The organism is Aeromonas enteropelogenes, from assembly GCF_020097295.1.
GTDB lineage: Bacteria > Pseudomonadota > Gammaproteobacteria > Enterobacterales > Aeromonadaceae > Aeromonas > Aeromonas enteropelogenes.
In genome coordinates this window covers 3,035,887-3,060,396 of the sequence record NZ_CP083625.1, presented here as the reverse complement: position 1 = coordinate 3,060,396, position 24,510 = coordinate 3,035,887, and the positions used below count along the sequence as shown (strand labels likewise).

At 56.5% G+C, this 24,510-nt stretch carries 14 protein-coding genes; 3 read left to right on the top strand and 11 right to left on the bottom strand.

From position 1 onward, the window contains the following. Window positions 1–4 precede the first annotated feature (4 nt). From yajC to queA, 3 genes are all read right to left on the bottom strand, one after another. Entirely contained in the window at window positions 5–340 is a 336-nt protein-coding gene (yajC, locus tag LA321_RS14325; RefSeq protein ID WP_026456614.1) for a preprotein translocase subunit YajC, read from the bottom strand. Between the two features lie 55 nt (window positions 341–395). Beyond that, on the bottom strand, window positions 396–1,532 hold the full coding sequence (tgt, locus tag LA321_RS14320; RefSeq protein WP_026456613.1) for a tRNA guanosine(34) transglycosylase Tgt: 1,137 nt from the start codon (window positions 1,530–1,532) through the stop codon (window positions 396–398). Between the two features lie 119 nt (window positions 1,533–1,651). Continuing rightward, a complete protein-coding gene (queA, locus tag LA321_RS14315; RefSeq protein WP_042024954.1) occupies window positions 1,652–2,719 on the bottom strand; it encodes a tRNA preQ1(34) S-adenosylmethionine ribosyltransferase-isomerase QueA in 1,068 nt (355 codons plus the stop codon). Between the two features lie 211 nt (window positions 2,720–2,930). Between queA and LA321_RS14310 the strand changes: the two genes are divergently transcribed. From LA321_RS14310 to ahpF, 3 genes are all read left to right on the top strand, one after another. Then, window positions 2,931–3,377, top strand: coding sequence for a CBS domain-containing protein (locus LA321_RS14310; protein WP_042071764.1), 447 nt, complete (start codon window positions 2,931–2,933; stop codon window positions 3,375–3,377). A 638-nt stretch (window positions 3,378–4,015) separates the two neighbouring features. After that, a complete protein-coding gene (ahpC, locus tag LA321_RS14305) occupies window positions 4,016–4,582 on the top strand; it encodes an alkyl hydroperoxide reductase subunit C (RefSeq protein WP_026456610.1) in 567 nt (188 codons plus the stop codon). 94 nt (window positions 4,583–4,676) lie between these two features. Continuing rightward, the gene (gene ahpF / locus LA321_RS14300) at window positions 4,677–6,257 is read left to right on the top strand and encodes an alkyl hydroperoxide reductase subunit F (RefSeq protein ID WP_042071767.1); all 1,581 of its coding nucleotides are present in this window, start codon (window positions 4,677–4,679) and stop codon (window positions 6,255–6,257) included. Window positions 6,258–6,387: 130 nt separating this feature from the next. Here the strand turns inward: ahpF and LA321_RS14295 are convergent, their stop codons facing one another. From LA321_RS14295 to LA321_RS14250, 8 genes are all read right to left on the bottom strand, one after another. After that, window positions 6,388–7,098, bottom strand: coding sequence for an SIMPL domain-containing protein (locus LA321_RS14295; RefSeq protein ID WP_042071768.1), 711 nt, complete (start codon window positions 7,096–7,098; stop codon window positions 6,388–6,390). Between the two features lie 54 nt (window positions 7,099–7,152). Then, window positions 7,153–7,713 (bottom strand): hypothetical protein, encoded by a 561-nt coding sequence (locus LA321_RS14290; protein WP_042071770.1) that lies wholly within the window; start codon window positions 7,711–7,713, stop codon window positions 7,153–7,155. A gap of 86 nt (window positions 7,714–7,799) precedes the next feature. Further along, complete coding sequence (locus LA321_RS14285) at window positions 7,800–16,427, bottom strand: retention module-containing protein (RefSeq protein WP_407929432.1); 8,628 nt, start codon at window positions 16,425–16,427, stop codon at window positions 7,800–7,802. A gap of 272 nt (window positions 16,428–16,699) precedes the next feature. Beyond that, a complete protein-coding gene (locus tag LA321_RS14270) occupies window positions 16,700–18,625 on the bottom strand; it encodes an EAL domain-containing protein (protein ID WP_042071776.1) in 1,926 nt (641 codons plus the stop codon). Between the two features lie 3 nt (window positions 18,626–18,628). Next, complete coding sequence (locus LA321_RS14265; RefSeq protein ID WP_082043413.1) at window positions 18,629–19,387, bottom strand: transglutaminase-like cysteine peptidase; 759 nt, start codon at window positions 19,385–19,387, stop codon at window positions 18,629–18,631. A 122-nt stretch (window positions 19,388–19,509) separates the two neighbouring features. Further along, on the bottom strand, window positions 19,510–20,829 hold the full coding sequence (locus tag LA321_RS14260; RefSeq protein ID WP_042071778.1) for a TolC family outer membrane protein: 1,320 nt from the start codon (window positions 20,827–20,829) through the stop codon (window positions 19,510–19,512). 37 nt (window positions 20,830–20,866) lie between these two features. Next, window positions 20,867–22,300 (bottom strand): HlyD family type I secretion periplasmic adaptor subunit, encoded by a 1,434-nt coding sequence (locus tag LA321_RS14255; protein WP_197064494.1) that lies wholly within the window; start codon window positions 22,298–22,300, stop codon window positions 20,867–20,869. Beyond that, a complete protein-coding gene (locus tag LA321_RS14250; protein ID WP_042071779.1) occupies window positions 22,293–24,437 on the bottom strand; it encodes a type I secretion system permease/ATPase in 2,145 nt (714 codons plus the stop codon). Before LA321_RS14250 ends, LA321_RS14255 begins: the two co-directional genes overlap by 8 nt. Between the last annotated feature and the right edge of the window lie 73 nt (window positions 24,438–24,510).

Sequence of the window (24,510 nt, the reverse complement as noted above, 5' to 3'; positions counted from 1 at the left end):
GAGATTAAAGGGACTGGATAGAGCCCTTGGGCAGAACGGCAGAAACGAAGTCCTTCTTGATGGTGACTTGAGTCTGGTCGTTCAGGGCGATCACCAGGTAATCGCTGTCAGCTGCCACTTTGGCAATCTTGCCAACCAGGCCACCGGAAGTCAGCACTTCATCACCCTTGGAGAGAGAGCTCATCAGGTTGCGATGATCCTTGGCGCGCTTGGCCTGGGGACGGTAAATCATGAAATAGAAGATGAGACCAAATACGGCCAGCATGATGATCATTTCCATGCCACCACCCTGTGCTGCCGGAGCTGCGCCTTCTGCATATGCCTTGGAGATAATGCTCATTTAACAACCTCTTATTGATGTAGATTCACAAAGATAACGAGCTGATACGCTGTTGTTATTTCACGTCATTTTCAGCGAGTGGAGGCACAGGCTTCCCTTGCCGACGGTAAAACTCTGTTACAAAGTCGTCTAATTTACCCTGCTCGATCGCGTCCCGCAAACCCTGCATGACACGCTGGTAATAACGCAGGTTATGGATGGTATTCAGACGGGCGCCGAGGATCTCGTTGCACTTGTCCAGATGGTGCAGATAGCTGCGGCTGTAGTTTTTGCAGGTGTAGCAATCGCAATCGGCATCCAGGGTGCTGGTGTCGTCACGGTGCTTGGCGTTGCGGATCTTGACCACCCCGTCCGTAGTGAACAGATGGCCGTTGCGGGCGTTGCGGGTCGGCATCACGCAGTCGAACATATCGATACCGCGGCGCACTCCTTCCACCAGATCTTCCGGCTTGCCCACCCCCATCAGGTAGCGCGGCTTGTCGGCCGGAATTTTCGGGCAGACGTGCTCGAGGATGCGGTGCATGTCCTCTTTGGGTTCACCCACTGCCAGACCACCGACCGCATAACCGTCGAAGCCGATCTCCAGCAGGCCATCCAGCGACACATCCCGCAGCGGCTCGTAGACGGAACCCTGGATGATGCCGAACAGGGCGTTTTTGTTGCCGAGGGCATCGAACTTGTCACGGGAGCGTTTGGCCCAGCGCAGGGACATCTCCATGGACTTGCGCGCCTCTTCATAAGTGGCCGGATACGGGGTGCACTCGTCGAAGATCATCACGATGTCGGAGCCCAGATCGTACTGGATCTCCATGGATTTCTCGGGGTCGAGGAAGATCTTCTCGCCATTGATGGGGTGACGGAAATGCACGCCTGCCTCGGTGATCTTGCGAATATCCCCTAGGCTGAATACCTGGAAACCACCGGAGTCGGTCAGGATCGGTCCCTGCCAGTTCATGAAATCGTGCAGATCGCCGTGGGCACGCATCACTTCCTGACCCGGACGCAGCCAGAGGTGGAAAGTATTGCCCAGCAGGATCTGGGCACCGGTCTCGGCTACCTCTTCCGGGGTCATCCCCTTGACGGTGCCATAGGTACCGACCGGCATGAAGGCCGGAGTCTGTACGGTACCGCGTTCGAATACCAGCTGACCGCGACGGGCGCGGCCGTCAGTGGTTTTCAATTCAAATTTCATTGCTACCTCGGTTTCAGTCAGAGAAACAGTCTGACAGTGGAAGGCCCTCATGGGCCCGATTTTTGGGGCCGCCCACGATTATCACATCAAACTCGTGAACGGCGCCTGAAGGACGAAGCTTAAGCCTGCGCCCGGCGACGGGTGACGAACATGGCGTCCCCGTAGCTGAAGAAACGGTACTGCTCGGCCACGGCTGCCTGATAGGCCGCCATCACGTTGTCATACCCGGCAAAGGCGCTAACCAGCATGATCAGGGTCGACTCCGGTAGATGGAAGTTGGTGACCATGGCATCCACCACCTGGAACTCGTAACCCGGGAAGATGAAGATGTCGGTGTCGCTGAAAAACGGCGCCAGCGGCTTGCCCTGGGCCAGGGTCACCTTGGCGGCACTTTCCAGAGAACGCACCGAGGTGGTACCCACCGCAATGACGCGACCGCCACGGGCTCGGGTTGCCGCAATAGCATCCACCACCTCCTGCGGCACCTCGGCATATTCGGAGTGCATGTGGTGATCTTCAATCTTGTCCACCCGCACCGGCTGGAAGGTGCCCGCCCCTACGTGCAGGGTGACGAAAGCCGTTTCCACCCCCTTGGCGCGGATCTTCTCGAGCAGAGGCTCATCGAAGTGCAGACCGGCAGTTGGGGCCGCCACCGCGCCCGGTTTGGCGTTGTAGACGGTCTGGTAACGCTCCTTGTCAGCATCTTCATCGGGACGATCTATATAAGGTGGCAGCGGCATGTGACCGATGGCCTCCAGGATCTCCAGCACTGGGCGCGCATCAAGGAAGTGGATCTCGAACAGGGCGTCGTGGCGGGCCCGCATCTCGGCCTCGACCTTCTCACCATCTGGGCCGCCATCCAGGATAAGACGGGTACCGGGCTTGGGCGACTTGGAAGAGCGGACGTGCGCCAGTACGCTGTGCTCGTCCAGAATGCGTTCGACCAGTACTTCCAGCTTGCCGCCGCTGGCCTTCTGACCAAACATGCGCGCCGGAATGACGCGGGTATTGTTGAATACCAGCAGATCACCGGGGTTGAGCTGGTCCAGCACATCGACAAATTGACCATGGCGCAGCGCACCAGTCTGACCGTCAAGCTGCAACAGGCGGCTGGCGGTACGCTCTGCCATCGGGTAGCGGGCAATCAGCTCGTCTGGCAGATCAAAATGAAAATCGGATACTTGCATCTTTCACCTCGGGGGAATCGGCGGCTAGTCTAGTTATCCCCCTCTTGCAAGGCAACCCAAAAGACCAAAAACCCAAGAGAGACAAGGGATAGCGGCCATTTTTGTGACAGACAATGAGTTAATGATTCTTTAATGATCTGTATTGACCCTGATCATGTCTTGCCCGATGGGGGTGGGCTAGGGTGAAAGCAGGTACATAAGGAGGCCCACCATGATGACCCTAGCCGAAATCATGACAGAACAGCCCTTCACCCTGGGTCCGGAGAACAGCGTCAAACAGGCGATGGACCTGATGCAGCAGGAGCGGATCCGCCACATCCCCATCGTTGACGACCACCATCATCTGCTGGGCCTGGTCACCCTCTCCGATATCCTGGCCACCCGCGAATCCAAGCTGCTGCTCATCAATCCGGAGCGGGAGGCGGAGTTCACCGACAGTGTCCAGCTCGACGAGATCATGACCCGCCAGGTGGCGAGCGTGGATCCCCATGCCGGCATCAAGGAGGCGGCCCTCTATCTGCAGCGCCACAAATATGGCTGCCTGCCGGTACTCAAAGGGCACAAGCTGGTAGGCATAGTCACCGAGTCGGACTTCATTGCCGTGGCCATCAATCTGCTGGAGCTGATGGAGGAGCAGGATCCCCCTACCGATTTTTGACCATCAATTTGTAATTAAATTACAACGAAAGCGTTTTTAGGCGATAAAACAGCCTATGAAAATGAAAGCCTTTCATTTTGAATGAAAACTTACACCAAAAACTTGCTTTGTGATCTTCATCACACTATTATCTCCCCCATGCAATGATTGCCGAGGGGGAGACGAGGGATTGTGCACCCACCTTCTTCCTCTCATTTGTCTGCAAGTTTGCACACCCCGTAGTTAGTCTTTGCTGTAAAGCATTTGTTTATATAGCCATTCCTTGTTTGATGACCCGGCCCTGTCTCACGATAGCGCCGGGATTTTTTTATCTACACGTTCCCTTCTCGCCTTACCGCCATTGACTCCCCCACGTTTCTATTCCTGGCCCCTCGCTTGATCGCACATTTCCCCTCGCACAAGGGGAGCAACACCACAGATATGGAATTCGGACAAGGAGTTAGCGGATCCAGGTCGCCATGTTCATGTTAGGTACAGCAGAGAAGTAGTATCTAATTATTAGATTTAAGCGATTCAAAATTGCGACTTTTACCGATTAGGGAAAGGCCCTAAGATGAATCCATCGAAAGTTAAACGCCTTGTCCGGCTCGACTCATCAACACCAGACAGGCATATGTACATCACCAAGGAGCCAATACATGTCTACCTACATCAACACTGAAATCAAGCCGTTCAATGCCACCGCCTACCACAATGGCAAATTCGTTCAGGTGTCTGACGCTGACCTGAAAGGCAAGTGGTCCGTTGTCTTCTTCTACCCGGCTGATTTCACCTTCGTCTGCCCGACCGAACTGGGCGACCTGGCTGACAACTACGCCGAATTCCAGAAGCTGGGCGTCGAGATCTACTCCGTCTCTACCGACACCCACTTCACCCACAAAGCCTGGCACGACACTTCTGACACCATCCAGAAGATCCAGTACCCGATGATCGGTGACCCGACCGGCACCATCACCCGCAACTTCGGCGTGATGATCGAAGAAGCTGGCCTGGCTGACCGCGGCACCTTCGTTATCGACCCGCAGGGCATCATCCAGATCGTTGAAATCAACGCCGGCGGTATCGGCCGTGACGCGCTGGAGCTGCTGCGCAAAGTCAAAGCTGCCCAGTACGTTGCCGCTCACCCGGGTGAAGTCTGCCCGGCCAAATGGAAAGAAGGCGAAGCCACTCTGGCCCCGTCCTTGGATCTGGTAGGCAAAATCTAAGCCTCCCCACTCCAAAGACCGGCCCGATTCAGGGCCGGTCTGCTTTATGGCCCACGCATACCGCCGACCCGCAATCACAAGAAGGAATTCGAAGATGTTGGATACCAACCTCAAACAACAACTCAACGGTTACTTGCAGTACATCGTCAATCCCATCGAGATCAGCGTGTCTGGCAATGACAGTGACAAATCCGCAGAACTGCTGGCACTGGCCACCGAGATCAGCGAGATGTCACCCAAGATTACCCAGACTTCTGGCACTGCCGCTCGCAAACCTTCCATGAGTGTGGCTACCCAGGGCCAGACTCCGCGCATTCACTTTGCCGGCATTCCCATGGGTCATGAATTTACTTCTCTGGTACTGGCTCTGCTGCAAAGCGGCGGTCACCCCTCCAAGACCGATGCAGCTGTGCAGGAGCAGATCCGCAACCTCAAGGGTGAGTTCCACTTTGAGACCTATATCTCCCTCTCCTGCCACAACTGTCCGGACGTGGTTCAGGCACTGAACCTGATGGCTACCCTGAACCCGGGGATCACCCACACCATGATCGACGGCGCCCTGTTCCAGGACGAGGTCAACGAGCGCCAGATCATGGCGGTACCGAACGTCTACCTGAATGGCCAGCCGTTCAGCCAGGGTCGCATCTCGCTCGAAGAGATCGTCGCCAAGCTCGACACCGGCGCCGCCGAACGCAAAGCCGCTGAGCTGAATGAGAAAGATCCCTACGACGTGCTGGTGGTGGGTGGTGGCCCGGCTGGCGCTGCGGCAGCCATCTATGCAGCCCGTAAGGGGATCCGCACCGCCATCGTCGCCGAACGTTTTGGTGGTCAGGTGATGGACACCGTCGGTATCGAGAACTTTATCTCGGTGCCCTACACCGAAGGCCCCAAGCTGGCCGCGAGCCTGGAGCAGCACGTCAAGCAGTACGGCGTGGAAGTGATCACCGAGCAGCGCGCCGCCGCCATCAGCAAGGATGGCTATGTCAACGTGGATCTTGCATCCGGTGCAACCCTGAAGAGTCGTTCCGTGATCCTGGCAACCGGTGCCCGCTGGCGCGACCTGAACGTGCCGGGCGAACTCGAGTACCGCACCAAGGGCGTGGCCTACTGCCCGCACTGTGACGGCCCCTTCTTCAAGGGCAAGCGGGTGGCGGTGATCGGTGGCGGTAACTCCGGCATCGAGGCGGCCATCGACCTAGCCGGCATCGTCGAGCACGTCACCGTGGTGGAGTTCGCCGACACCCTGCGCGCCGACGAAGTGTTGCAGCAGAAGGCCCGCTCCATGGCCAACATCGACATCATCATGAGCGCCCGCACCACTGAAGTGATCGGTGATGGCAGTAAGGTGACAGGCATGGATTACGAAGATCGCACCACCGGGGAAATCAAGCATCTGGCTGTCGCGGGTATCTTCGTCCAGATCGGCCTGGTGCCCAATACCGAGTTCCTCAAGGGGAGCGAGGTAGCGATGACCCGCTTCGGCGAGATCGAGATCGATGCCAAGGGCGCCACCTCCCTGCCCGGCGTGTACGCCGCAGGGGACGCCACTACTGTGCCGTTCAAGCAGATCATCATCTCCATGGGTGCTGGTGCAACCGCCGCACTCGGGGCCTTCGATTACCTCATCCGTAATCCGGCACCAGAAGCAGCCAAGGCTGACGCCGTCACAGTCTGAACGCCATTCAAGTAAACAAAAGCCGACTCTCTCGAGTCGGCTTTTTTCATTCTGATGTTGCGCTGGACATTAAAAACCCGCTGCGAGAGCGGGTTTTGGCATTATCAATACGCAATAGACTGGCTATCCATCATTCCAGGAGGAAAACCGCTTCTATGTTGTCAGTGATGGTGATCTGCTGCTGTTGATAGCTGTTTTCCACCATATCTGCGGCCGGTGCGGCGGACATGGCCAGCGCCTTGAGATTGCGGCTATAGACGGGAACTGGCGATGAATTTCGATATTCAGCGCTGTATACCTTGCCAAGCTTCATGCCAAATGCCTTGGCCAGAGATTCGGCCTTGCTTTTCGCATCCTCGACCGCAGCAAGGCGCGCCTGTTCCTTGATGGTTTGCGGAGATTTCAGACCATATTCGATATGTGACACCGACTCGAGTCCTGCCTTGAGTGCGGTATCCATCAACTGGCTCAGCTTGTCGAGTTGATACAGCTTCACCGCCAGTTGACGCTGGGCACGATACCCCAGCAAGGTCGGCTTCTTGTTCTCGCCATATTGATATTCGGGAGAGATGACCAGATTTCCCGCCTCCACATCACTGCGCTTGATACCCAGACCTTCCAGCTGGCCAAAGAATGCAGCCACTCTGGTATCAACCTGTTGCTTGGCCTTGAACCCCTGTTTTTCCAACGCGGTGACCGACACATTGAGGGTCAGCATGTCGGGTTCCGCTTTCTGCTCGGCGTAACCACTCACCACCAGATGGGGTGCCTGAGGCACTTCCAGAGCATACAGGGGGACACTGACAACCAGCGCAGAAAGGGTAAGAAGCGGACGCCACATATAAAAAACCTCAATCGAAAAATTGAGGTCATTATGCTCCTGGCAAACGGGAATTTATATATCGTGCAATGGCGGGATCTGATCCAGTACCTGATTGGTCAAATCGAGACTGATGCTGATTGTCGCATCAGCAGCGGGAAGAATCTCTGCATGCGCTGTCGTCGGCAATGAACTGTCGAGCAACACCTCATCATCGAAATGGAATGAATCCCACGACAGGATATGTCCTTGAGGAGGTAATTCCGTTCCGAGAGAACTGAAGTCATCTGCGACTACAGTCCAAGCGATTGTTTCAGAAGGCCCCAACAACTCCTGCAAGGATGCAGGATGAAAGCTATTCAATAGATACTCCTGCTGACCCAACTCATGACCAACCAAAATCATGTTATGGGAAGCTTCTGCATCCATGACGGGGATATAGCTGATCGATGCTGCCGCAAAGTCGACATGAAGCGTCCCTGCGACATCACCGGCATCATTCTCTATCTCCACCGCATCCAGCCGATCACCTGCGATCGAAGCTTGATAGCCAAACTGGCCGGCACAGGTAATGTGACCCTGTCCATCCCAGCTATAGCGGATGCCATCAATGTCGACCCAGTTGAATGACTGCATGGTGTCTCTCCTTTATACCGCCGCTATCTTATCCATCCTCTGTCATAAAAAACAGGGGCCAAGCATGGCCTGGCCCCGACTCCTGGCTACGGATCAACCTTGAGGTTACCGTCATCCAGCAGTTGCTTGATGATGTCGTGGTTGGTTGTGAGCCCTCCGTTTTGATCCAGATCCAGGTTGCCCTGGAACTGGACAGTCAATTGAGAGCCACCACTCGCCGATCCGTTCGTGTCTATGGTCAGCTTGTTGGTCGTGGTGTCGAACTGCAGATAGTTGTTGAGCACCGTGGCCAAATCATTGTTGTTGAACCCCGAGGGGACACCAACCAGCAGATCCGACAGATCCAGCACATCCCCCCCGTTGGACGGGTTGCCCAGCGTGAAGTCGGTAATGGTGTCGGTACTGCCATCCGCATCGCCAGCAATCCACTTGAAGGTATCGCTGCCAGCGCCCCCCGTCATGGTGTCGCTGCCCAGACCACCGATCAACAGATCGTCGCCATCTCCTCCTTGCAATATGTCGTTGCCAATTCCGCCAATCAGGGTGTCATTGCCGGATTCCCCATAAAGGGTATCGTTGCCGCTGCCACCATCCAGCACATCATTGCCCGACCCGCCAACCAGAGTGTCTTTGCCTCCCATCCCGTACAGCAGATCATCACCATCACCACCCGACAGGATGTTGTCCAGGCTGTTGCCCGTGATGCTGTCTCCAAAGTCGGACCCGATGGCGTGCCCTTGCGTACTGGTCAGGGTCACATTCACCGCGCTGGCGGAGTCTTCGTAGTCCACGGTAAAGGGGGCATCCGGCAGCAGGCTCAGACCGATATTGCTGTGAACGGCATCGCCATCGCCGTCCGTCAGTGTGACCGGCAACTGCAAGTTGACCGGAATACCCGGGGTCGCCACGCTGGAGCCGAAGTCGCCAATCTTGAAGGTGCTCCCTGCGGCATAGTGGAACTCCAGACTGTTGTAACCATCTGCGGTATACGCCGCCAGTTTGGTATTGGAGATCACCCCGGCAACTGTCGCGACATAAGCCACGCCAGCGGTCGGATCGTCATCGGTAAAGTTGACCGTGAAGCTGTGGCCTCCCACCGAGACAACCTGAGACATTCCGGCTCCGATACTGACAATCCTGGTTGAACCGTTGTAGCTGATCGCCACGGCGGTCAGCGACTCCTTGTTGCCATCGCCAATATCGTTGTCATTGTCCACATCCTGACGGGCTACCAGTTTTACACTGGAGCTGCTATTGATCGCCGTAAACATGGCGGAGGCACCATTTACATCGTAGTGAGCCTCAAAGGCATGGGTCTGGTTCGCCAGGACGCCGTAGGAGCCACCACTGACCGGGCTGCCGGTCAGGTCGATGACAAAGTCTATCCGCATCGCCTCACCCGACCCGACGGATGAACCGCTACTGATCCCCCCCGTGTTGGCAGAGGTGTTGACGGTACCGCCATCCACACCATTGGTCATCGCCGTCAGCAGCAGATCCTTGCTGTCATCATTGGCTAGCGTGTTAAAACCGGCCCAGGACGCATTGCCGCCAACGAAGTCGTAACCCCCGCCGTTGAAGTCGATGGTGGTTTGCCCGCCGTCCACTTCGCCAATCATCTGGATCTGATAGGTCCCGGATGCAGGTTGCAGGGTGGCAATGAACACAGTGCCGGCCGCTGTTGTGGCAGTCAGGGTGATACCATCCGACGACAAGGCGTAGGTGATGGGCAAGCCACCCGAGGTCAGGCCACTGCTGCCATTCAGACTGCTGTCAAAGCGGATCGAACCACCATCAGCCCCGTAGTTGTTCAACAGAGAGCCATCGCCATCCAGCAGGAAGGTCTCAGTAAGCCCGGACTGGTTCAGTATGACTCCCATTGCGGGCGTCATGACAAGGGGCACATCATCTTCTACCTGAACGATGAAATCCCGCACCAGGGTCACATTGTCCGGTCCTTCATGGGCTGTGATCGCACTGGAGAGGTTCAACGCCTTCAGTTCCAGATCATTGCCATCAGCCTGAGCATGATCTATCGGCCCCTGCAGGGTGAAGGTGTAATCACCATCCTCCTCCACCGCCAGCGTAAAGATCGGTTTGCTGCCGGCCATGGCCACCAGAGTATCCACCCCGACACCATGGACGATGCTGTAGGTGATCGGCACACCGCCTGAGGTCAACGCCGGCAAGCCGGCTGTGCTGCCAACACCGAAGCTGACGCCGGTGCTGTCAATCACCATATGGGCCAGTGAGCCGCCCACGGTTGTCAGAGACGGGTCGTTGCCAGGCAGGCCGGTGGGCAAGCCATCCTCGAATACGGAGGCAGTGATCGGTGTGGTATCCAGCACCAGTATCTTCAGCAAGGCACTGGAAGTGTCACCATCTGCATCCACTATGGTGTAGGTAAAGGTCTCCAACGTATCCACTGCTACATCATTGGGCGGTGTGTAGGAGTAGGAGCCGTCGGCATTGACCACCAACTGGCCACCCAGAGGCGTAGTCATGGGACCCGTTGTTCCTCCTTGCACCAGGAAGGTCACGACATTGCCATTGATGCTGTCGGCAACCCCCACATACGCAGCCGGATTGCTGACGGTGAAGCTGACCTGGAACACGGTTGCGGGGGCATCGGCGCCTGCACTGTCCACGCCGGCAGTCGCATCCACATCCGTGATCACATTGCCAGTGGCAGGAGGCGGCACAGTCGCCTGCAAAGTGGCATCCAGGTCATAGATATTGTTGACCAGCGTCACCGCATCTCCGTTGTCTTCCACCAGTCCCAGCTGGGCGATCGCCGAGGCATTGCCGCTCACGTTCAGACCAACGGCGTAAACTTCAACGTTGTTGTTGTTCACAAAGCTGGTCCAGCCGGCGGGGACATTGCCTTCATTGGGCGCACCATCCGACAGGAAATAGACCTTGGTTTCATACCCGGCCAAGGCAGGGTTTGCCAAATCCGTTGTCAGTTGATTCTGCGCCAGTACCAGGGGGGCGTTGTAGTTGGTACCACCGCCATCCGTCGGCAAACCGGAAATGCTGGCCTTGGCCACATCAGGATCACTGGTTTGCGGGATCAGGACTGCACCACTGGCAAAATCAATGACCGTAATGACCAATGGAACCCCCAGCGCCACATACGAATCGATCATGTGGTTCAGGGCATCCTTGGCCAGTTCCAGACGGTTTGGCGAGCCATTTGACGTCGTACCTATCTGCCACAACATGCTGCCCGAGGTATCGATCACCATGACGAGGTTGAAAGGCGGCAAGCCCGCCTCAGTAATGACGATGCTATTGTCCTTGGCTGTCGGCACATCGTCCTCAAAGTTGATGTTGCCGCCAAGGTCCGCTCTCACCGTTCCGGTCGCAGTGTCGTTGTCGCCATCCACCACCGTCACGGTCGCACTCAGCAATACCTTGCCACTGGCCAGGCTGATGAGGCTGTTGTCATTGCTGCTGTCCACGTCCTCCGGCAGATGGTCCAGCTCCGCCGACTGCGTCAGCGTCACCGTGCCATCGCTCGCCACGCTGATACGGAACACCTCCCCGTCCGCGGTCGAGCCCACGATGTCGTTGCCCACCTTGGTCAGGGTGATGGCCAGCCCATTGCTGGTCAGCCCGCTGTTGCTGTCGGTCACGCTCAGGCTGTAGCCGCTCACCGTGGTGGTGCCCGGACCGTCCGCCCCATAGTTCGGCACCGCCGCTGCCAGGAACGCCGCCGCAAAGCTGGCACTGGCCGTGTCGGTGTTCGGCCCGATGGTATCTGCATCCTGGGTGGTCAGGGTGATACTGCCGTCCGCCACCCCATTGATGGTCACGCTCGGCACATCGTCCTCAAAGTTGATGTTGCCGCCAAGGTCCGCTCTCACCGTTCCGGTCGCAGTGTCGTTGTCGCCATCCACCACCGTCACGGTCGCACTCAGCAATACCTTGCCACTGGCCAGGCTGATGAGGCTGTTGTCATTGCTGCTGTCCACGTCCTCCGGCAGATGGTCCAGCTCCGCCGACTGCGTCAGCGTCACCGTGCCATCGCTCGCCACGCTGATACGGAACACCTCCCCGTCCGCGGTCGAGCCCACGATGTCGTTGCCCACCTTGGTCAGGGTGATGGCCAGCCCATTGCTGGTCAGCCCGCTGTTGCTGTCGGTCACGCTCAGGCTGTAGCCGCTCACCGTGGTGGTGCCCGGACCGTCCGCCCCATAGTTCGGCACCGCCGCTGCCAGGAACGCCGCCGCAAAGCTGGCACTGGCCGTGTCGGTGTTCGGCCCGATGGTATCTGCATCCTGGGTGGTCAGGGTGATACTGCCGTCCGCCACCCCATTGATGGTCACGCTCGGCACATCGTCCTCAAAGTTGATGTTGCCGCCAAGGTCCGCTCTCACCGTTCCGGTCGCAGTGTCGTTGTCGCCATCCACCACCGTCACGGTCGCACTCAGCAATACCTTGCCACTGGCCAGGCTGATGAGGCTGTTGTCATTGCTGCTGTCCACGTCCTCCGGCAGATGGTCCAGCTCCGCCGACTGCGTCAGCGTCACCGTGCCATCGCTCGCCACGCTGATACGGAACACCTCCCCGTCCGCGGTCGAGCCCACGATGTCGTTGCCCACCTTGGTCAGGGTGATGGCCAGCCCATTGCTGGTCAGCCCGCTGTTGCTGTCGGTCACGCTCAGGCTGTAGCCGCTCACCGTGGTGGTGCCCGGACCGTCCGCCCCATAGTTCGGCACCGCCGCTGCCAGGAACGCCGCCGCAAAGCTGGCACTGGCCGTGTCGGTGTTCGGCCCGATGGTATCTGCATCCTGGGTGGTCAGGGTGATACTGCCGTCCGCCACCCCATTGATGGTCACGCTCGGCACATCGTCCTCAAAGTTGATGTTGCCGCCAAGGTCCGCTCTCACCGTTCCGGTCGCAGTGTCGTTGTCGCCATCCACCACCGTCACGGTCGCACTCAGCAATACCTTGCCACTGGCCAGGCTGATGAGGCTGTTGTCATTGCTGCTGTCCACGTCCTCCGGCAGATGGTCCAGCTCCGCCGACTGCGTCAGCGTCACCGTGCCATCGCTCGCCACGCTGATACGGAACACCTCCCCGTCCGCGGTCGAGCCCACGATGTCGTTGCCCACCTTGGTCAGGGTGATGGCCAGCCCATTGCTGGTCAGCCCGCTGTTGCTGTCGGTCACGCTCAGGCTGTAGCCGCTCACCGTGGTGGTGCCCGGACCGTCCGCCCCATAGTTCGGCACCGCCGCTGCCAGGAACGCCGCCGCAAAGCTGGCACTGGCCGTGTCGGTGTTCGGCCCGATGGTATCTGCATCCTGGGTGGTCAGGGTGATACTGCCGTCCGCCACCCCATTGATGGTCACGCTCGGCACATCGTCCTCAAAGTTGATGTTGCCGCCAAGGTCCGCTCTCACCGTTCCGGTCGCAGTGTCGTTGTCGCCATCCACCACCGTCACGGTCGCACTCAGCAATACCTTGCCACTGGCCAGGCTGATGAGGCTGTTGTCATTGCTGCTGTCCACGTCCTCCGGCAGATGGTCCAGCTCCGCCGACTGCGTCAGCGTCACCGTGCCATCGCTCGCCACGCTGATACGGAACACCTCCCCGTCCGCGGTCGAGCCCACGATGTCGTTGCCCACCTTGGTCAGGGTGATGGCCAGCCCATTGCTGGTCAGCCCGCTGTTGCTGTCGGTCACGCTCAGGCTGTAGCCGCTCACCGTGGTGGTGCCCGGACCGTCCGCCCCATAGTTCGGCACCGCCGCTGCCAGGAACGCCGCCGCAAAGCTGGCACTGGCCGTGTCGGTGTTCGGCCCGATGGTATCTGCATCCTGGGTGGTCAGGGTGATACTGCCGTCCGCCACCCCATTGATGGTCACGCTCGGCACATCGTCCTCAAAGTTGATGTTGCCGCCAAGGTCCGCTCTCACCGTTCCGGTCGCAGTGTCGTTGTCGCCATCCACCACCGTCACGGTCGCACTCAGCAATACCTTGCCACTGGCCAGGCTGATGAGGCTGTTGTCATTGCTGCTGTCCACGTCCTCCGGCAGATGGTCCAGCTCCGCCGACTGCGTCAGCGTCACCGTGCCATCGCTCGCCACGCTGATACGGAACACCTCCCCGTCCGCGGTCGAGCCCACGATGTCGTTGCCCACCTTGGTCAGGGTGATGGCCAGCCCATTGCTGGTCAGCCCGCTGTTGCTGTCGGTCACGCTCAGGCTGTAGCCGCTCACCGTGGTGGTGCCCGGACCGTCCGCCCCATAGTTCGGCACCGCCGCTGCCAGGAACGCCGCCGCAAAGCTGGCACTGGCCGTGTCGGTGTTCGGCCCGATGGTATCTGCATCCTGGGTGGTCAGGGTGATACTGCCGTCCGCCACCCCATTGATGGTCACGCTCGGCACATCGTCCTCAAAGTTGATGTTGCCGCCAAGGTCCGCTCTCACCGTTCCGGTCGCAGTGTCGTTGTCGCCATCCACCACCGTCACGGTCGCACTCAGCAATACCTTGCCACTGGCCAGGCTGATGAGGCTGTTGTCATTGCTGCTGTCCACGTCCTCCGGCAGATGGTCCAGCTCCGCCGACTGCGTCAGCGTCACCGTGCCATCGCTCGCCACGCTGATACGGAACACCTCCCCGTCCGCGGTCGAGCCCACGATGTCGTTGCCCACCTTGGTCAGGGTGATGGCCAGCCCATTGCTGGTCAGCCCGCTGTTGCTGTCGGTCACGCTCAGGCTGTAGCCGCTCACCGTGGTGGTGCCCGGACCGTCCGCCCCATAGTTCGGCACCGCCGCTGCCAGGAACGCCGCCGCAAAGCTGGCACTGGCCGTGTCGGTGTTCGGCCCGATGGTATCTGCATCCTGGGTGGTCAGGGTGATACTGCCGTCCGCCACCCCATTGATGGTCACGCTCGGGCCGTCATCCTCGAAGCGGAACACGCTGTTGGCACCCAGATCCACCGCCGCACTGGCACGGTCGCCATCGGCGTCGGTCACGGTCTGCACCAGGGTCAGCACGCTCTGCCCCACCGTCAGCGCCACACTGTCATCTGCATTGCTGGTGTCGCCATGCCAGACGTTGTCCAGCAGGGCCAGGGTCACTTCCCCGGTGGTCGGGTTGATGGTCAGGGTGAAGTAATCCACCCCGCCGGCGCTGCCGGTGATGACGTTGCCCACCTGATTGAGCAGGATCGCCGCCCCCTGGCCGTTGACGGCCAGCGGATCTACCGCATAGAGGCCGCTTGCCACGTTGCTGCCGCTCAGCGCCAGGCTGTAGCCGATGCTGCCCGCCCCGTCGGCACCAAAGGCCGGGTTGAACTGGGCCTGCACGTCGGCCGCGCTCAAGCTGGCACTGGCTACCCCGTCATTACCGGCGCCACCCAGGCCGGGCAGACTTTCATCTACTGAAACAGCGCCTAACCCATCAGAATCAGAAACAACTGCTGCACTCGGAACATCATCCAAGATCGTGACATCAAGGGAGCCATTGGTGGTATCACCATCGGTATCAATCAGTACGACATTAAAGCTCTCTGCAAGTGAAGCGTCATTGGTGGGTTGGGCATGATTTTCATTGTCGAGCAGGGTGTAGCTGTAGCTCACGCTACCAGCCCCAGTGACCAAGTTGAAATTAATTCCCGTCACGACCAGTTGATTGCCTAGCGGACTAACAATCGTCAGAGGGAAGGTTGTGGCCGGCAGTCCATTTGCAATCAGCGCGACACCACCCAATGTCAAGCTTTGCACCCCGTCTGGGGCATTGAAGGTAAAGACATTACTTTGTGTCAGCACTGAGGGATTAGGCGCACTCCCGCCAGCCAACGCTGCCTCATTAAGGGTGAGTTCTCCTCCTGCCAGCGCCAAACCACCCAGTTCAACGGGTTCATCAACAGGTGTAATTGAAATGACGAGGGTTGACTGAACCGTATCTGTACCATCAGTCACGCTGTAAATCACTGGAGGAACCGCACCGTCATAATTGGGCGCGGGGGTGAAGGTAAAACTACCGTCCGCATTGACCACCAGGGTGCCGATACCATCAATCGTGATGCTGGTGCCTACCGTGACACTGAGATTGTCCCCCCAGCTGAAGCTGACCACTGTTGCTGCATTCGGACCATCTGGATTTGTAGTATTGGTCAGTAAATTTCCATTCAATACACCATCTTCGGGCACAACCAGTTGCTCACCCTCGTCAGCCAGTTCATTAACCAGCAATGGCTCTACGAATTGTTGGGTGTCGACAACGGGTTCAGCCTGATAGGTTGTGTCAAAGCCGGCTGCAGCAATCGTGGCATCTCCAATCCGATCGATAGTGACAAAACCACCATTACCACTGGTTCCCGCAACACCACCGATCCCGCCACCACCCGCAGCAGGTGCTCCACCGGCAGCTGACGCCTCAAAGTTTTGCGTCGGGTCTACCCCTTGCAAGATTGATTGTTGCAAAGCCGCGATATCTGAAGGTAATCCCGTGCCAGCTTCAGCTGTTTGTTGCGGCCCTGATGCTGGAACATCGGGAGCTGTTGCATCAGGCGATGCAGGAGAGGGGGTATCATCGTAGGGCATCAAAACCAATTTGGCGTCGTCAGCCATGTTAAGCTTGGCCCCAGGTTGCAGAATTTCACCTTTTTGTAGCGGCCGACTAGTGCCATCCGCCAATACAATTTCCACTTTGCCTTCAATGGCCGAGACCACAACGGTCTTGTCGATGATTTGGGTACGCATATCCATTGCTCCAAGGTGACAGATCCTGATGCATACAACATAGAAGCTATCTGTGACCCTTACCGTTGCAAAAATTTATATGGACAGCATGTCAAACTGAAGGCGATTGCATTAAATCGAACGGATTATTTTTCTCTATATATTTCAAATGATTGACCAATACCCATACGAGACACAGACTTCCGAATGCTGCTATAAACAGGCTTGTTCCTTCATCCATTTCAATAAAAAAGGCCCCAATGGGGCCTTTCAATTGACTCATTTGTCATTTTTCAGGACAAGGGAAAGGCTGGGTGGACGAATCCCTGATATCCATCGATATGCAATTGGGACAACACCTCAACCTGCTCCTGATCTTCGACCCGGGTCGCAATGGTGAGCACCCCGGCGTTATGAGCGGCACGGCATACAGCCGCCAGGAAGGATGTATCCGCCCCGGGCTCCATCACTTGACTGGTATAACCGTGATCCACCTTGACATAAGCTGGTGCCAGCTCTTCAAGATAGCCCAGAGACTGGAAGTGGCGACCATAGTGATCCACTCCCCACCCGAAGCCATGTTCACGCAAGACATTCACAAAAGCGGTGACTTGTTCTTTGTGTTTCACGATCGCAGCTTCCGGAATTTCAAATAGCAGACGCTCCTGAAAATCATCATGGCTGGCCAGGAAGGTAGGCAACCACCCTAAAAATACCTCTGAACACAGAGCGCCTGCGGTGATATTGATGGCCAACGTCAGCTCGGGCTCACGCTGCAACAATGCCGTGCTGGCATCAAGAATGGCCTTGTCAAACTCACTCCCCATCTGGAACTGTTCAATGGCCGGCATGAACTGTCCGGCGAAATAGTCATTGCCATCGCGGGAAATGGAAGCAAACAACTCGGCATGCAGACGAGCACCATCATCAAAACGACAAGCGGGTTGTGCCTTGAAACGCCAGAGGTGATTGGCAATGGCATCTTGCACCAGATCTCGCCATGCCAAGCGCCCCATCATGCCCTGACTGTTTCCTCCTTCCATCACGACTGCTCCGCGCCGCTCATTGCGTGCCTTGCCCAAAGCATTATCAGCTTTGGTCAGCAAGGCGGAGAGATCATCATTACCATCCCGGCCAGCAATACCAATCACAGAAAGAGGCTTGCCTTCATCCATGGGATTGACGACCAGATCCGCAATACGGGTATTAATCAGCTGGGCCAGCTCTTTAAGTTGAACAAGATCGTTGGTTGGACAAAGCAAGGCGTATTCTGTCGCAGAAATGCGGGCCACTGCAGCCCCACTCCACCCTTGCAGTTGCTCCTGCAGCACTTGGGCAATCGACTTGACCATATTGTCTCGGGCGGCAAAACCCTCTTCCCGATAAATATCTTCAAGTATGTCGACGGCAACCAGCATCACACCGCCCTGCCCCGCTTCGGCAATCCACGCGTTTACCTGCCCGACAAAATAGGCCCGATTACCCAGACCCGAAACGGCATCGACATAGACACGCTCACGCAATTTCTCAGCTTCATCGGCTTGCTCTTTAAATTGCACAGCCAGCTTGCCGGACAAAATATTGATCGCTTGCACCACCTGTTTCAATTCATAGGTTTTTGGCTCGGGGATGGTATGACCAAAATGGTGCAGCTCAATTTCAACCGCCTGCTCACAAATCTGCTTAAGCGGCTTCAGCAGGAAATTGAGGGCTCGCATCAGCAGGATGGTCGTAATCAAGAAGCCAACCACAAACCAGGTCGCCAGCTCGCTCATCCCGACCCAAAGCTCGTGATAAGCCTGTCCTGGATGGCCAACCACCTTGAGTTTGCCCAGTTGCAGCCAGCCAGACGTCAAAATTGACTCATTGGATACTTCCGGAAACAGCCCCAATTCGATAAACCAGTCAGGAACCCCCTGGATCCGGCTGGTGTTCTCCTCTTCAATCACATCTTTGGACGCAAGCAGATCCAGGCGAACCTGGCGATAATAACCACCATCAAAAATGGCCCGGATCACTGACTCAGCCCCCACCTTGTCCCCGTTTTCCAGATAAGGTGTCAATGCCAGTCCCAATGAAGTCGCGGTGTTGATCACCGTAGTTTCCTGCTGCTGTGCAAGATATGAACGCGTTGAATTGAACTGTACCCAGTAGGTAGCCGCGAATAGCAATCCAAACAGCAGCAGCATGGTTGCCAATAACTGTCGATAGAGCGTCATAGGTTAGTCATCCAAATTCATCACAGGCCGAGCCAATCGCCCCGATGTCATGCGATTGCGTAGATCATTCCATAATCCCAAGCGAGATGATTGCCCGGCCAGTTCACCCTGGCCACGCGCTTTCATCAACCACAAGTGACTACCGTTAAAACTGTAAATAGGGACCAGATCCCGTCGTTGCGTTGCCGGACGAATGGAGCCAATCAGGTTGTCCAATATGACCGGTACTGATGCAGGGGTTTCATAATAAGCAACGACCATATGGAACTGGTTATAATCGAGAGCCTTGACATATACCATCCGCATTTTCTCATCTGGAATACCCAATTCAAGCAAGGTCGAATATTTTGCGATGCTGAAATCTTCGCAGTCGCCTCCGGATGCCCCCAGAAACTCCAGTGGTGTTGCCCAGTAATCCTTTTTGCGCCACAACTTGCTATCGTCGATAAAACGCATCTGGTTAAAAAACTGATTCACCTTTTCCAGCTTCTGCCGCTCGGATAAGCCGGCAGTGCGGTTCTGCTCGACCAGAGTACGCCAGGTCGTCACCCTTTTCCCGGCCCGTCCTCCATAGGTTTGCTCAGCACGTTTGACCAGTTGGATGTCTTCCTGGCTCAACGGTTGGCTGGCAGATAAAAGAAGGGAGATGGGAAGAAGCCATAGCCACAAGACATAGCGCAGAGCACGACTCACATATCGGCAGACAAGGGGCAGGGCTCCAGAGTGATCGCCAGATAGACACCTGAAGGTCTCATCGTTCATCTGCTGCATCGTGGGTGGAGAACTCCTGAACAACACGGCCAGTTTTAGTTTGGGCAGGGTAGCTGCATAAATACAACTACCCCGCCGACGCTATTTTTCTGTGGTGAGAAAAGAGCGCTAGCTTATTGTTGCTTGGCTTGCCATTCAGTCGGCTGTTTGAAATTGAATGCATTAAGCAGGCTGCCAGTCGCATTCAGGATGCGATAATCTGCCAGCAATGCATCATATTCTGCCGTGATATAGCTGCGGCGAGCTTCAAACAGTTCATTCTCGGTGTTCAGCACATCCAGCAAGGTACGTTGACCCAGACCAAATTGCTTTTTGTATGCCTGAACAGTGTCGTAGCTCGCGTCCACATGCTCTTTCAAAAAGGTCTTCTGCTTGGTCAATGAATCCTTGGCGTTCCATGCCAAACGGGTGCCCTCTTCTACCTGGCGAAAAGCATTCAGGTGAATGTCTTTCGCCTGGGAATAGAGTGCCGAGGTCGCATTGCTTTCAGCGACATCAGAGCCGCCACGGAACAGGTTGTAACGCATTCGAACCATGGCAGTAAGATCATCGTTGCGACCTTTCACCCCATCGATGTCTTCGTTCCAGTTTTGATCAACCTCAAAGGTAACATTGGGATAGAAGCCGGATTTGGCACCTTCATGCTGGTATTTGGCCGCCTCGATATCCTGCAGGGAAGAGAGCAGGGTTGGATGCACTTCGGTCGCTACCTTGAGGGCATTGTCCAGACTGGCTGGCAGCAATTCGGCATTGGGCACTGGCTGCACCAAATCTTTTGGTACCTCGTTGACGACGCGGATGAATTCACTTTCCGCATCACGGTAGTTGTTCTCGGCAGCAGCCTGGTTGGCGTATGCACGAGCAACACGGCCATCGATCTGGGTCTGGTCAGCGGTTGAGCCCAAGCCCGAGTCCGTCCGTTTCTGGATATCGCTGCGGATCTGTTCATGAGTCTCGAGGTTTTGTCTGGAGAGCTCCAGGATCTCCTGCTGGCGCAGCATGTTGAGGTATACCTCGGCTACCCGCAGGGCGGTATTCTCGGCTTCGGAGATCATTGCCAGACGTTGGGCATTGGCTTCTGCCTCGGTTCTGGAGACGTTGTTGCTGACATCGAACCCGTCAAACAGCATCTGACGCAAGCTGATCCCTGCTTCTTTACGCGTCATGGAGTCATCGCTATTCGGATTGAGCCTAGTCGAGGGGCTATCCGTTTTTTCATAACCTACGCCACCACGCAAATCGATTGTCGGATAATAGCCTCCCTTGGCACCATCGTGTTGATAGAGACGCGCCTGATAAAGATCAAACGCTTCTTTAATCTTGGGGTGAGTGGAAAGTGCCAGTCCTACCGACTCCTCCAGCGTTTGGGCTTGTCCCAACGCAGGCAGCAGAGTGGCGCCACTAACCAGCATGGCAACAATCGTTTTTTTCATGTTATCTCCAGTCATGTTTTGTTTTCTGATTGTTGGCTTATCGTTCTCGAAGTGCAGACTGTTTGGCCCGCAATATAGGCTTAAGTAGATAGTCTAGAACACTTTTCTTGCCAGTAATGATATCCGCACTGGCTAACATACCGGGGATGATGGGAAGTGCGTTTAGCTCATCGCCCAAGTAACTTTTTTCAGTTCGCACGCGAACCAGATAGAAGGAATTCCCCTCCTCATCCTGGATTGAGTCCGCACTTATTTGTTCAACCTTACCATGCAATCCCCCGTAAATGGTGAAATCATATGCGGTGATCTTGACCACGGCATCCAGCCCCGGACGTAGAAATGCGATGTCTTTCGGGGAAATCTTGGCCTCGACCAGCAGGGTATCTTCCAAGGGGACGATTTCCATCAGATCCATCCCAGGCTGGACCACACCACCCAGTGTATTGATCTTGAGCTTTTTAATAGTGCCTTTAAGAGGGGCAATCACGCTGGTTCTGTCCACCCTGTCGCGCAGGCCGACCTGCCCTTCTGACAACTGACCCAACTGGCCCTGTTTCTCGTTAAGCTCGGTTTGCGAGTCGGCCCTGAATTTGAGCGCGATATCATTGCGTTTGAAAATGGTCTCACGCAGCACCGAATTAAGCTTGGGGATCAGCAGTCGGTTACTCTCCAGCTCCCCTTGCATATCATTCACTTGCCGCTCCAATTTGATGAGTTCCACCTGCGGCACTATCCCCTCTTTTGCCAGAGGGCGACTGATGTTCAGCTCCTGCCTGGCCAGATCCACACTACGGTTCACGGTGCGGATCTTGGCATTGAGCTCGATCAGCTCCTGCTCTTTCTGCTCGATTTGTTGACCAAGAATGTAGAGCTGATTTTTCAGGTTGTTGAGACGCGCCTTTTGCACGGATCGCTCTCGGTTCGCATATTCGACGAAGACCTTCTCATAACCCTCGGGAAACTGGATCGGCACCTCTGTCACCGTCACCTGATCACGCCACCCCAGTGCGGGATCGTTTTTCACCTCGACGCTGGCCATCTCGGCACGCAGTCTCGCCACATCCCCTTTCAGGGTCACCAGCTCTTTTTCCCGCTCCCGAAAATCGGAACGAAAACGGGTGTCGTCGATACGCAGCAGAGGCTGCCCCTTCTCAACGATGTCCCCTTCCTTGACGAAGATCTCCTTGACGATCCCCCCTTCCAGGTTCTGAATCACCTGCAATTGACGGGAAGGGATGACCTTGCCCTGCCCAACCGTCACTTCATCCAGTTCGGCCCACGACGCCCAGACGATAGCGCTCATGAAGAACAGGAAACAACACCACAGCAAGATCCTCGCCCGGGTAGGGGTTGTCAGCAGTACCGCCGCAGCGCCGTCGTCAACAAACTCCAGGTGTTCGGGGGATGGCAACACCTCGCCAGAGGGGGATTTTCTGGTGCCTTTCACCCTGTCCATCAATCCCTTAACCATGGGAGACCTCCTGCACACGGACCTTGCCTTCTTTAAGCCGCTGCAAGATGACCTCCTTGGGACCATCGGCAACAATCTGCCCCTGTTCGATCACAATCACCCGACTGGCCACATCCAGCATGGAGGTCTTGTGGGTGATCAGGATGAGAGTCGTTTCCGGCCCCAGTCTGGCCAGTTCCTGTTTGACCTGCATCTCGGACTGGTTGTCCATGTTGGAAGTAGGTTCATCCATCACCAGAATGGGAGGATCATTGAGCAGCGCACGAGCCAGCAAGATCGCCTGACGCTGACCCCCTGACAACTGGCGCCCCCCTTCCCCAATCTGGCGATCCAGCCCGTTGGGATCCCGATTGGTGAAGTTGGTCACCCCTGCCCGCTTGGCGGCTCGCAATACCCGCACGTCGTCCACCAGCGGGTTGCCCAGCATGATGTTGTCCCGTACCGAGCCAAAAAAGAGAACCACGTCCTGGGGCACGCAACCGATATTGCGGCGAATAACCGAAGGAGGCAGTTGATCCAGCTCGAATCCGTCGAGACGCACAGAGCCATCAGTGGGTCGATAGAGCCCCATCAACAGCTTCTCCAGCGTGGTCTTGCCTGCCCCGATCCGGCCGATAATGGCGACCTTCTCACCAGGCTGAATGCGCAAATTGATATTGTGCAGGGTACTGGTTTCCATTCCGGGATATTTGAAGGAAACATTGTCAAACTCGATCCGCCCCGAGATGACAGGATGGTGAATATACTGTTTGCCCTCATCCTGCTCGCCGGGGGTTTGCATGATCTTTTCGAGTATCTCCAGCGCAGATTTTGCCTGGTTATAGCGGGTAGAGAGCACGGAAAGCTGCACCATGGGGGCGATGGCGCGACTGGAGAGCATCACGGCGGCGATCATGCCCCCCATGGTGACCAACCCCTCGGAAATTTGATATACGCCAACGATCACCAGCCCCACGGTCACCATCTGCTGGATATAGCTGGCAAGGGACGACATGGCGTTGGTGATGCGCCGGGTCTGCACGCCCCAGGTCGAGATGTGGGACACTGCCTGCTCCCAACGATGCTGGAACATGCTCTCGGCGCCGAAGATCTTGACGGTTTCCAGCCCGGAGATGCTCTCGATCAGATTGGCGTTTTTCTGGGAAGCGAGACGCGATCCCTCTTCAATGGATTGCTTCAGGGGCCCCTGGATATAGAAGCTGTATGCGATCAGGATCAGGATGGCGACGATGGGGACCACCACCATGACGCCGGCAAACACCCAGATAATGAAGAGAAAGAATATCGCAAAGGGGAGATCGATAAGGGTCGACACCGTGGCGGAGGTAAAGAAATCCCGCACCGACTCGAACTCCTGCAGATGTTTGGCAAACGCCCCGGTAGAGGCTGGGCGGGACTCCATCCGCATCCCCATCACCTTGGCGAAAATCTTTGCTGACAGCAGCACATCTGATTTTTTGCCCGCAATATCGATGAAGTAGCTGCGCAGCTGGCGCATCACAAAGTCAAAGGTAAAGACCACCATGGCCCCGACAGCCAGCACCCAGAGCGAATCAAACGCCAGGTTGGGCACTATCTTGTCATAGACGTTCATGGTGAACAGCGGACTGGCCACCGCAAACAGGTTAATGAGGATGGAAGCGACCAGCACATCGCGATAGATGCCGCGCGATTCGAACAAGGTACTCCAGAACCAGTGCCCATTGCGGGTTTCCAGCACCTTGGGGGAGCGGTCATCAAACTTGAACTGCTTTTTCACATAGAAAAGGCGGCCAAGATATTCATCCCCCAGCTGGGGCGTCGATACCCACTGTGCCGCATCCCCTGCCTGCGGGAAGATGACGCGCCCCTGACTTCTGTCTTCATTCCACTCCAGCAAGATACAGGCACTGCCATTTTGCATCTGCAACACGCAGGGCAACAGCAGGGGGGGGATCTCTTCGAGGGGTTGGATGACCTCGCGAGCAGAGAGGCCACCCCGTTCGGCCGCACGGCTAAACAGGGCGGTGGTCAGACGACCGGATACCAGTGGAAGTCCGTTTGTCAGGGCATCCTGACTATTGGGCACACCATAGAAGCGGGTCAGAAAGACCAGACATTCCAACAGTTCATCGATACGACTAGTTTCTGCTTGCATAGCATCCTGTCACGGCATAAATGAGGTCGGTACGAAACGCATCTGTTCGTATTCCCCGGCATAGCGACTCAAA

Bases quoted from the DNA above. Each gene is read 5' to 3' on its own strand.
- ahpC (WP_026456610.1), top strand. From the start codon at position 4,016: ATGTCTACCTACATCAACACTGAAATCAAGCCGTTCAATGCCACCGCC.
- LA321_RS14255 (WP_197064494.1), bottom strand. From the start codon at position 22,300: ATGGTTAAGGGATTGATGGACAGGGTGAAAGGCACCAGAAAATCCCCC.
- tgt (WP_026456613.1), bottom strand. From the start codon at position 1,532: ATGAAATTTGAATTGAAAACCACTGACGGCCGCGCCCGTCGCGGTCAG.
- LA321_RS14270 (WP_042071776.1), bottom strand. From the start codon at position 18,625: ATGACGCTCTATCGACAGTTATTGGCAACCATGCTGCTGCTGTTTGGA.
- LA321_RS14285 (WP_407929432.1), bottom strand. From the start codon at position 16,427: ATGCGTACCCAAATCATCGACAAGACCGTTGTGGTCTCGGCCATTGAA.
- yajC (WP_026456614.1), bottom strand. From the start codon at position 340: ATGAGCATTATCTCCAAGGCATATGCAGAAGGCGCAGCTCCGGCAGCA.
- queA (WP_042024954.1), bottom strand. From the start codon at position 2,719: ATGCAAGTATCCGATTTTCATTTTGATCTGCCAGACGAGCTGATTGCC.
- LA321_RS14250 (WP_042071779.1), bottom strand. From the start codon at position 24,437: ATGCAAGCAGAAACTAGTCGTATCGATGAACTGTTGGAATGTCTGGTC.
- LA321_RS14260 (WP_042071778.1), bottom strand. From the start codon at position 20,829: ATGAAAAAAACGATTGTTGCCATGCTGGTTAGTGGCGCCACTCTGCTG.
- LA321_RS14290 (WP_042071770.1), bottom strand. From the start codon at position 7,713: ATGCAGTCATTCAACTGGGTCGACATTGATGGCATCCGCTATAGCTGG.
- LA321_RS14310 (WP_042071764.1), top strand. From the start codon at position 2,931: ATGATGACCCTAGCCGAAATCATGACAGAACAGCCCTTCACCCTGGGT.
- ahpF (WP_042071767.1), top strand. From the start codon at position 4,677: ATGTTGGATACCAACCTCAAACAACAACTCAACGGTTACTTGCAGTAC.
- LA321_RS14295 (WP_042071768.1), bottom strand. From the start codon at position 7,098: ATGTGGCGTCCGCTTCTTACCCTTTCTGCGCTGGTTGTCAGTGTCCCC.
- LA321_RS14265 (WP_082043413.1), bottom strand. From the start codon at position 19,387: ATGAACGATGAGACCTTCAGGTGTCTATCTGGCGATCACTCTGGAGCC.